Source organism: Chrysosporum bergii ANA360D (genome assembly GCF_029891735.1).
Lineage (GTDB): Bacteria > Cyanobacteriota > Cyanobacteriia > Cyanobacteriales > Nostocaceae > Umezakia > Umezakia bergii.
The window spans coordinates 22581-30690 of record NZ_JANQDH010000008.1; the positions used below are offsets into that span (position 1 = coordinate 22581).

The 8110-nt window shown below is 39.8% G+C and carries 8 protein-coding genes; 2 read left to right on the forward strand and 6 right to left on the reverse strand.

The genetic code is table 11. The features are described from left to right. Nucleotides 1–113: 113 nt before the first annotated feature. The 3 genes from devC to NWP17_RS00815 form a co-directional block, all read right to left on the reverse strand. Complete coding sequence (devC, locus tag NWP17_RS00805; protein ID WP_280653015.1) at nt 114–1268, reverse strand: ABC transporter permease DevC; 1155 nt, start codon at nt 1266–1268, stop codon at nt 114–116. A 98-nt stretch (nt 1269–1366) separates the two neighbouring features. After that, on the reverse strand, nt 1367–2806 hold the full coding sequence (locus NWP17_RS00810) for an HlyD family efflux transporter periplasmic adaptor subunit (RefSeq protein ID WP_280653016.1): 1440 nt from the start codon (nt 2804–2806) through the stop codon (nt 1367–1369). Nucleotides 2807–3202: 396 nt separating this feature from the next. Continuing rightward, on the reverse strand, nt 3203–3958 hold the full coding sequence (locus tag NWP17_RS00815) for a phycocyanobilin:ferredoxin oxidoreductase (RefSeq protein WP_280653017.1): 756 nt from the start codon (nt 3956–3958) through the stop codon (nt 3203–3205). A gap of 320 nt (nt 3959–4278) precedes the next feature. Here NWP17_RS00815 and NWP17_RS00820 point away from each other — a divergent pair, with 320 nt between their 5' ends. Further along, nucleotides 4279–4920 carry a hypothetical protein gene (locus tag NWP17_RS00820; protein WP_280653018.1) on the forward strand — a complete coding sequence of 214 codons (642 nt, stop codon included), beginning with the start codon at nt 4279–4281 and terminating at the stop codon, nt 4918–4920. Nucleotide 4921: 1 nt separating this feature from the next. On the opposite strand, the gene NWP17_RS00825 is transcribed toward NWP17_RS00820, so the two are convergent. Together NWP17_RS00825 and psbP are read right to left on the reverse strand one after the other, a co-directional pair. Then, on the reverse strand, nt 4922–5515 hold the full coding sequence (locus NWP17_RS00825) for a Maf family protein (protein WP_280653019.1): 594 nt from the start codon (nt 5513–5515) through the stop codon (nt 4922–4924). 178 nt (nt 5516–5693) lie between these two features. Continuing rightward, nucleotides 5694–6239: a photosystem II reaction center PsbP gene (psbP, locus tag NWP17_RS00830; RefSeq protein ID WP_280653020.1), complete on the reverse strand. Its 546-nt coding sequence runs from the start codon at nt 6237–6239 to the stop codon at nt 5694–5696. Between the two features lie 436 nt (nt 6240–6675). Between psbP and NWP17_RS00835 the strand changes: the two genes are divergently transcribed. Further along, nucleotides 6676–7308: a J domain-containing protein gene (locus NWP17_RS00835; RefSeq protein WP_280653021.1), complete on the forward strand. Its 633-nt coding sequence runs from the start codon at nt 6676–6678 to the stop codon at nt 7306–7308. An 87-nt stretch (nt 7309–7395) separates the two neighbouring features. On the opposite strand, the gene NWP17_RS00840 is transcribed toward NWP17_RS00835, so the two are convergent. Beyond that, entirely contained in the window at nt 7396–7824 is a 429-nt protein-coding gene (locus tag NWP17_RS00840) for a DUF29 domain-containing protein (RefSeq protein ID WP_280653022.1), read from the reverse strand. Nucleotides 7825–8110: the final 286 nt, after the last annotated feature.

The window sequence follows — 8110 nt, forward strand, 5'->3', positions numbered from 1 at the left end:
GTAGTCCCTGGTAATACTTATAGCCTTTTTTAACCTAGTTAGATCCTAATTGCGGACATCTTACCCCCTACTGTACCTAACTTCATCAAATACTCTCTAACCACCCATGACAATTAAAAAATATCCGCCGGGTCAGCAGAACGTAATTTACGCACAGCGATCGCCCCGGAAACAAAACACATAGTTACAGTTAAAATTAACACAGTTATTGCTCGCTCGTAACTCATCAAAACTGGTAGTAGAGTAGCTTCCCTAGCCTTAGAATACATAAACATAGCAACTATCCAACCGGGAATATATCCCAAGCAAGCCAATAACATTGCTTCTTGCAGAATAACAACTAATAAATATTTTTGTGTATAACCTATTGCCTTTAAAGTAGCATACTCTGATAAATGATCAGACACTTCCGTATACAGAATTTGATAAACAATCACCGTACCCACAATAAAACCCATAATCGTACCTAAACTAAAAATAAAACCAATAGCCGTACTACTAGCCCAGTAATTGCGCTCAAAATCTATAAACTCTTGCTTCGTTAAAACATTAACATCCGGCGGTAAATATTTCCGCAATTGTTCAGCAACAATACTACTATTTTCTCCTGGCTGCAATCGAATTAAACCAATATCAATTAATCCACGTTGGCGGTTAGCAAATATCCTCAAAAAATTAACATCGCTGGTAATCAGATTACCATCAGCCCCAAAAGATGTACCTAAAGTAAATAGTCCATCCACCTTAACTCGTCTTCTTTGTACTTCTGCTGTTAAAGTATTTCCACGCTGCAATTCCGCCGCCACTGGACCATACTCCTCTCTAGAAGAACCGTCAAATAAAACCACATCCGGTAGTTTTAACTTATCTAAATTATTCTGCACACCAGGTAAATCAAACAAATTAGACTCTGGATTCATACCAAATATCAGAATACTCCGGGGACGACCTGTAAAAGGATTTCTCCAAGTAGTGTAATCCAAATATATCGGATGTACAGACTTCACCCCTTGTAATTCTAAAGCCTTATACAACCTTACTTGAGAAAAATGCTCCATTGCTAGCAAAGCATTAGATTGTTTATTAATTAAAACAATATCACCCTTTAAGCTACCATGTAACCGAACATTACTATAATAAAGTGCATCCCGGAAACCGATTTGCATAAACATGAGAATATCCGCAAAAGCAATACCCGCCAGCGCCACCGCCAGGCGACTTTTTTCTCTGGTTAGTTGTAGCCAAGACAAAGGAATTTTACCAGCCATGATCTGTAATTCGTAATTAAGAAATTTATAAAAGTGGCAATTTTAAGTAAGACGGCGTTGGCGAAAATTCCAGCACATCGCGCCGACTTACTTACACATTAATCAGAATTGGTATCTTTATTAATTTGGGTAATTACCTTACCATTAGTGAACCCAGAAACGCGCTGACTATCTTCAGGAATCAAACCAATTTTTACTTCCACAACTCTAGCGTCCACATCCGCCACCGGATCTGTACTTAAAACATCTTTTTTACCGATTTTTCTACCAATTTCAATGACATTTCCCTTTAATTCCCCGCTAAACGCCCCATTTTCACTAGTAATAGTAGCAGTTTGACCTATACGTACTTGAGCAATAGTGTCTTCTGGAACTTCAGCAACAACAGTCATTTGATCAGTTTCCCCAATTTCAGCAATACCATTGGCATTGATGGCTTCTCCTGATTTAGTGTGAACTGCTAAAATTTCACCAGCAATTGGCGCTTGAACATAGCTTAATTTTAGTTCTGCTTCTGCTCTCTTAACGTTAGCCAAAGCATTACTAACTTGAGCTAGTCCTCTCTGAATATCAGTAGGGGTAAATTCTTGAATTCGTTTCAGTCTCGCCAGTTGTTCATTAATTTGACTTTGTAAAGTCGTAATAGTTTTATCACGGTTAACTCTAGCCTCAACCAGCTGTTGTTGCAACGTTGTGAGAGTTTGTACTTGATAGGCTCTCGCCTCCGCTAGTTGTTGTCGTAAAGTCGCCTGTACTTGTCCCAGTGTCGCTTGGGCTTCTATAACTTGCTGATTAGCAGTTACCGCACTCAGTCTTCTTCTGTCCCGTTCCTGCTGAGAAATAGCCCCTTCTCGGTATAACATCTCATACCTTTGTGCATCAACTTGAGCGTTGCGTCTTTCCGCCTGGATGCGGGTAATAGTCGCTCTTAAATTCTCCTGTTGTCCCCTCAGTTCAGCCTCTAGGCGCTTAATAGTTGCTTGTTGGGCTAATTTTTCCCCACTTAATTGGGCAGCTATTCGGCCAATTGTGGCTTGTTGAGCTTCTTTTTCCCCGTTTAATTCAGCTTGTAAGCGAGCAATCACCGCCGTTTGAGCCTCAATATCTCTAGGGGAGCCGACTTGTATTTGAGCTAAATTAGCCCGGGCTTCTTGCAGTCTAGCTTTTGCCTCTTCTAAAGCCGCTAATTGCGTATCATGGTTATCTAAAATCGCCACCACTTGACCTTTTCTGACTCGCTCACCTTCTTTGACAAAAATTTGCTTAATTCGTGATGAGGATTGTAAACCGGCTGCGGGAGCAGAAAGTTTTAAAACTTCTCCTTTTGGTTCTAAACGCCCCACAGCACTAATGCTGTTAGTCAGTGGTTTGACAGGTATTGGTAAATTAACTTTTTTCAACTGCTCAACCTTGGCTGTAGTTAGTAGCCCAGCAGCGATAACAATTGGTAGGGCTAGAGCGATACCCCACCAAATCTTAGGTTGTTCCGGATTAAGTAGCAGCTCTTTTGAGCTTTGCTTCTCACTCACCCTTGACATGGTTGTTGCCCGTTTGTTGAATTGTGCTTATGGAAATAAAAAAAGTGATTCAGGGATGGTTATACCAATTAGTAATTAGCGCACTGATAACCAAAACAAACAACAGTTGTTTAAAAAAAGCTAATTGCTGAAATTTACTGCTAGATGCTTGCTAGAGATGCTTTTTAGTTAAAGACTACACCAACCTTCGCCACAAAACTTTTTTCTTGAACTGTTTGCCCAACCAATTAGTAAGTTTTTTACCTGGTCTTTACTCTGGAGAATATTGATTCCCAGATATTACTGCTATTTCTGACTCCATTAAACTGTTGGTGCATAAATTCTACATTTATTAGTCATGGTAAAACGTAACAGAACCTACAGATGGAAGAAATACAGTAAATCTGGATAATTAAGTTAATAAGCAAGGTTTTTTGATTCTGGTAGATCAAATAATACTGTATTCATGTAATTTTCTGCCCACTCTTGACCAAAAGCTTTTTCTAATACTCTGCGAGTTTTATCATTTTGTTGCTGCTGCATACAATAGTTGTTTTGTGCGGCTAAGATTTGCAACGACTTTTCTGGAGAAACTGCACCGGAAGTTACGGCTTCCTGACAATGTATTTCTAAAAAGTCTTGGACACGAGACAAAAACATGGTTTCTTCTTCTGGGGAACCAGGACGCACAAAAAGACAAAATTCAGAGAATATATCCCCCCATTCTGGTAATTCACGGGGTTGGGAAAACTTGACCTGTTTTAGTGCTGTGAGTTTGGTATGATATGCCGGTGGTAAATTTCGTTCTAAGTCCACAGGAGATAGGTCTGCGATCGCCGCACTAATTTGACCCCTACCCCCAACTAAGTCACAGCCAAACATAGGTAAATCATATTCTGGACGGGGAAACATAACACAATGCAAGATATCCAGCATATTTCCCACTTTAGCCAATTCTAAATGTATTTTACGGAATTGTGGTGTTTGATAGCAGCGATTTTCTATAATCAGCTTCTCGCCTTCTAATCTTCCTTCTACATACCCTAGGTCACAAGGTAAAGGGTATGGGGAGAGTTCTAAATGGTCATACCAAACAGTTTCAATACAATTGGCTAGTTGGTGAATTAAAGGATGTTGTTGTTGTCGCAGCGAATTAGTAGGAGTAATTGACATCTTTTTCTGGCAAACACTATGTATTTGTCAGTCTACCTTCTGCTGTACCTCTTGGTGACAGTTAGCAATATAAGAAAATATTTTTTCTCCATAACTACCAAACAGGGTGAGAGTTTTTGCTTGATAAAAAATTGATACCCTAATCAAAACATTTTTCATTATAAATATATCTTAAATATTCTAAATTTTATAAGCGTTAGTTCTCAAGTTTTCGGCTTAACTGCACTGAATTGATTAACGAAATCAACCTATGTCCACAGGTTTTCAACGCCTGAACATGGAGCTTTTGTAAATTCAATGATCTTTATTCGAGGTTATCAATGGTACTCCGTTCATTTAATACATGGTTAATTCCCTTGGTGTTAACCACAGTCAGTTTTTGCTCAAATGCAGCTAAAGCAGCAGCACAAACAGTATATCCATTTAGTGCTGAATATAATACCACCATTACCATCGAACCCATCTCCGATAATGTTTCCCAAGTCTTTGAGAGCGCAATAAGTGATGATGCGCCCTATGACTTAGGGTTATATGAAGGTTTGACCTATTCTCTCCTAGATGAGCAAGGAAACCTAACTTTTAATATTAACCCAGAAGTATTTGGTGTACAAGGATATCCATTAGGCTACATCTCATTTGGTAGTGGTGCTAACAAAATATTTGGAGATGCTGAAGCCACTGCTGCGGTTGATTTTGAGAATTTAACAGGACAGGGTTCTGGAGTTTTGAATATCACCGGCGGTACAGGGATGTTTAAAAATGCCACTGGTACATTAAACTTTGTCCAACAAGACACTGTAAACTTAGGAGAAACTATTGTCTTAACCGGCGTGGCTTTAGTTGATGGTTCTATTCAAGTTCCCCAGTCAGTCCCAGAATCAACACACATCACACCAATAGTCACCCTCGGTTTAACAGGAGCAGGTTTTCTTTTCCGTCGGCGCTACCGCCGATTCATCTGACTTACCGCCAAAAATCAGTAACATGGTATCCTAGTTCTTCTAACATCTGCCGCAGCAAAGGTAAACTTAATCCCATCACGTTACTATGACAACCCGCGATTTTTTCCACAAATAAACCACCAAAACCCTCAAGGGCGAAAGCACCAGCACACTTGAGGGGTTCCCCCGTTGCAACATAAGCTTGAATAGTGCGATCGCTCATTGAGGCAAAGTATACTCTTGTTACTTGACACCTGACTAAAGTCTGGTTTTGGCACTGGTCAATTAATACATGACCTGTATATAAATCCCCACATTGACCCCGCATTAATTGCCAACGAGCGATCGCCTCTTGAGCATCAGCCGGTTTACCATAAATCTTACCATTCATAGCCAACACCGAATCACAACCCATAATTAAAGCTGATTCAAACTGGGGGACCACAGTTTCCGCTTTGCATTGTGCCAAAACTTGTACTAACTGCGCTGGTTCACTAACTTGAATTTGGGACTCATCAAAATCACTAGGTCTGACTATAACTTCCATCCCCACAGTTTGCAGCAACCGGTGACGGGCTGGAGAAGCTGAAGCTAGTACAAATTGAGGTTTTTTCATGGCACTTTAGCTACAAGTGGAAACTGTTAATCCGGTACAAAAGAGAAATCTGCTTTTTCTCCTTCCTGTCGCATTTCTTAAATACGTGAGATACAAATGTAAATAATCGTCTTGTAACACAAGCATCCTGCTTGTTAATGATGTATCTCACTCAAGCGTGAAAACCGCTATATCTTCATTAATACACAGTGAAGGAATTTACCACATCTTCCATTAGTCTTTTAACTTTTCGCCAACGTCTTTCCGCGACAGAAGCATTAAAAGTGAACAACTTACCCCGGCTAACTGCCACACTGGCTACATTATGCCTATCCCCCATATTAGGAAATTTCACTTTATACTCCAAAACATAATAGGTTTTGCCTTGAGACTCTCGTTCAAAAGCATTAACTAACTCTGCTGAACGACCAGAACCAGGAGGCGCAAGAGCCACTTTTCCTAGTTTGTATCCCACTTCCGTAGGTGTTCCTATTTCTGTTAAACTTTTGTCATCGGGTACGGGGCTAATCACCACAGAAACATTTTCCGATATTTCAATCAAATCGTGAAACACCACATCAGGACCGTTAGAAACTTTAACTTGTATCCAGCCGTTAGGGTATAAAAACTCATAACCATCATAGGAGTCTACAAAGCTTTTCAGTCCCGCAGCAGTAGCCAACCCAGGATTACTGAGGCTGATACTGAACACCAATAGCAAAATAAATACAATTTTTTTCCACATTCATCAAAATTCCTTGGGCTGGAACATCACACAGGCATAATTTCCCATTCTCCCATCAACCGGGTCACATAGATTATTCAATTTTCGATTTTGGATCTATGCTAAACTAGCCATGATATAGCATTTAATCAACACTTGACATACAAATGTGAGATACAAATGTGAATAATCCTCCTGTAACACAAGCATCCTGCTTGTTAATCATGTACCTCACTAAGGGTGAAAACCCCCATAGAACATTCAAAAATCATTTTTGGATCTATGCTAAACTAGCCATGATATAGCATTTAATCAACACTTGACATACAAATGTGAGATACAAATGTGAATAATCCTCCGGTAACACAAGCATCCTGCTTGTTAATCATGTACCTCACTAAGGGTGAAAACCGCTATAGAACATTCAAAAATCATTTTTACATCAGTTCGTATCTTTATGAACCTTGGAGATTGCTACCGATTATTGGGTTTAAGATCAGGAGCCTCTTTTGCTGACATCAAAGCTTCCTACAGGCGATTAGCCCAAGTTTATCATCCTGATATTAACCCCCATGACATCAAAGCCAAAGATAAATTTATTGCTGTCACACAAGCCTACAAACTCCTGTTAAAAGTAGTACCCTCCCAGGACATATCCCCATCCACAAACTCATCAACAAACCATTCTACCTCTACAAGTAGTAACAGCAAATCCACACCTCCAGAAAAAGCACCAACAACCACAGTTACCACCGAAAAAACCCCCACACCAAAGCCATCTGATATTTTTGAAATAGAAGAAAGGCTAAAATGGAAGACCTATGAGCAACTACAACGCTTTTTAAAAGCCAGGAGATTTCCCCAATCCGTGGCCTTAGCAGAAGCCTTAGCAGCACGTTTACCCACAGATACAGAAGTGCGCCAATGGCGAGCAATTGCTTATCAAATCTGGGGACAAGCTCTCATGAGAGAAAATCAACTTTTAAAAGCCAGGAATTATTTACAAAAAGCCCTAAAGACAGATCCTCATAATCAAGCTTTGTCCCTGGAAGTGCAGCGAGACCTACAAAAATTAGACCAGCTGCTTTGAACATATAAGAATATATATAATAATGATTAAGGCACGTCCGCGGGTCATAGTAGGCTTTTTAGTGGCTGAAAAAATTTAAGTCATGATTTACTCTGGTAAAAATTCAGGGGATAAAATCTCTGTGAGTCTGTAGGGAGAGGTTTCGGGAAATGATGACAATCCCGTTTCTCTTTCGGCGCTAATGGTAGCCAGAGGATAAACATCTTCCATTGCTTCAGTTAGATGAGCTTGAAGACTAGGGTTTTTTTCCAGGAGTTTTTCTAAACGCAGGCGTTGCTCTTTAATGGTTAATTGCCAACTCCTAGAGCGCAAGTTAGGCTGAAATTGCCATTTTAAGAGGTGCATAATTAAAATTTCTAATCTGCTTTCTAATTGTCGTTTTTCTGAGCGTCCCATGTCTTCCATTTCTTCGGCAATATTCTGCCAATCGATTTGATGGAGTTGTCCTGTTTTTAACAGGTTTACTTGTTCTTGCGTCCAAGCATAAAAATCATTTTCATGGGTGCTTGAGTTCATAGTTTCTCCTCTATTTCAAGGTTTAGGGCGGAAACATTACAGACACTAATTTGTCAACGCGGTCAAATAATTTGGCAATTGACAATGCACCATCAAAGCGGGCGATGGGACTCGAACCCACGACGTTCACCATGGGAAAGTGTCAATAAACCTATTTTATCAAGGGTTTTAGACAACTTGGTTACTAACCAATAAGACGGTATGGGATAAAAACGGTATAGCCATACAACCCTTATTCCACAATGGTTTAAGAGGCTTATGGTATACAATTCAAATCAGTCTAAGT

Excerpts from the sequence above, each read along its gene's own strand:
- NWP17_RS00820 (WP_280653018.1), top strand. The coding sequence starts at position 4,279 with ATGGTACTCCGTTCATTTAATACATGGTTAATTCCCTTGGTGTTAACC.
- NWP17_RS00810 (WP_280653016.1), bottom strand. The coding sequence starts at position 2,806 with ATGTCAAGGGTGAGTGAGAAGCAAAGCTCAAAAGAGCTGCTACTTAAT.
- NWP17_RS00840 (WP_280653022.1), bottom strand. The coding sequence starts at position 7,824 with ATGAACTCAAGCACCCATGAAAATGATTTTTATGCTTGGACGCAAGAA.
- NWP17_RS00815 (WP_280653017.1), bottom strand. The coding sequence starts at position 3,958 with ATGTCAATTACTCCTACTAATTCGCTGCGACAACAACAACATCCTTTA.
- psbP (WP_280653020.1), bottom strand. The coding sequence starts at position 6,239 with ATGTGGAAAAAAATTGTATTTATTTTGCTATTGGTGTTCAGTATCAGC.
- NWP17_RS00835 (WP_280653021.1), top strand. The coding sequence starts at position 6,676 with ATGAACCTTGGAGATTGCTACCGATTATTGGGTTTAAGATCAGGAGCC.
- devC (WP_280653015.1), bottom strand. The coding sequence starts at position 1,268 with ATGGCTGGTAAAATTCCTTTGTCTTGGCTACAACTAACCAGAGAAAAA.
- NWP17_RS00825 (WP_280653019.1), bottom strand. The coding sequence starts at position 5,515 with ATGAAAAAACCTCAATTTGTACTAGCTTCAGCTTCTCCAGCCCGTCAC.